Here is a 1,139-nt window from a genome sequence, read left to right as displayed (position 1 = left end):
AGATGTGTATAAGAGACAGAAACAAGGTTGCGCGACTAACCGCATAGCGGTGCGCGACCGTCTCCGCTGTTTCGGTACGCATGAGCTGCGCAGCCTCTGCGATCTGGCAGGGCTGCATCTTGGGTTTCGCACCAAGGCGGACACCGCGCGCTTTCGCGGCATCGAGTCCGGCCTTGGTGCGCGCGACGATCATGCGCCGTTCGACATGGGCGATCATCGCGAGAATGGTGGAATATAATTCACCGGCTTCGTTGCCGGTGTCGAACCCCTCGCCGATGCTGACAAGGCTCGCGCCTTTATCAGCCAGCTCGGCAACGATGGTCATGATGTGCGGGATCGATCGACCGAGACGGTCGAGCCGCCACACGATGAGTTTGTCGCCCTTGCCAATTTCAGCAAGGGCGCGATCCAGCCCGTCGCGCACCATTGAGACGCCCGTGATCCGATCCTCATAGATCGGGTCGCATCCGGCCTTGGTCAGGGCGTCATATTGAAGATCGGTATTCTGTTCGCAGGTGCTCACGCTGTCTCTTATACACATCTAGATGTGTATAAGAGACAGGACATAGAGAATGGCGATCAATGATGCGGCGAGCCGAACCTGCTCTGCTGTATCGCCTTCGCTCATGGCATCGAGCATCGCCTCAGCATGTTCGCGCGCAACTTGTGCGCCATCGTCAAAGCCGAGCGAGAAATCTTCCCATGTTTGATCGTCGGCAATGTCTGCGAAGGCGATCAACTCGTCCACGACATCGGCAAGCGACATGCGCCGTCGCGGTGCGGAATCGAGCAACTGTCTCTTATACACATCTAGATGTGTATAAGAGACAGGCCAGCACCGTGATGTTCCGACATCCCGCGCCGCGCAGCTTCGGAAATGGGATGTCCTCGAAGGCGAGCGATCCTGTCTCTTATACACATCTAGATGTGTATAAGAGACAGCTCCAGACCAATAATTGCGACCGTCACGCCAGCATTGTGGCTGGCAAGATTAGCCCATTTGAATGACGTGTGAGCGAAAGCAATCTTGCTATTAGTCTTAAAAACTAGCGGCCATAGAACAGGAACCTGCTCGCCTTGGCAAACAGAGTTTGTGGAAACGAAGGCCGTTTTTGCCTTGGTAGCGATGGCATAGTCCG

3 protein-coding genes are annotated in these 1,139 nt (G+C 55.6%); all 3 read right to left on the bottom strand.

Annotated elements, in window-relative coordinates; translation table 11 throughout:
- Window positions 1–523, bottom strand: a 523-nt coding sequence (locus CDQ92_RS20565; RefSeq protein WP_088444128.1) for a recombinase family protein, incomplete at its 3' end; no start/stop codon positions are given.
- Between the two features lie 18 nt (window positions 524–541).
- On the bottom strand, window positions 542–748 hold the full coding sequence (locus CDQ92_RS20560; protein ID WP_237246143.1) for a hypothetical protein: 207 nt from the start codon (window positions 746–748) through the stop codon (window positions 542–544).
- Window positions 749–921: 173 nt separating this feature from the next.
- Window positions 922–1,139, bottom strand: a 218-nt coding sequence (locus tag CDQ92_RS21765) for a DNA methyltransferase (protein ID WP_237246142.1), incomplete at its 5' end; no start/stop codon positions are given.

Origin of the sequence: Sphingopyxis bauzanensis (assembly GCF_002205675.1) — a bacterium.
Lineage (GTDB): Bacteria > Pseudomonadota > Alphaproteobacteria > Sphingomonadales > Sphingomonadaceae > Sphingopyxis > Sphingopyxis bauzanensis.
The sequence above is the reverse complement of the archived record's forward strand: the minus strand, read 5'-3'. Positions and strand labels throughout refer to the sequence as shown.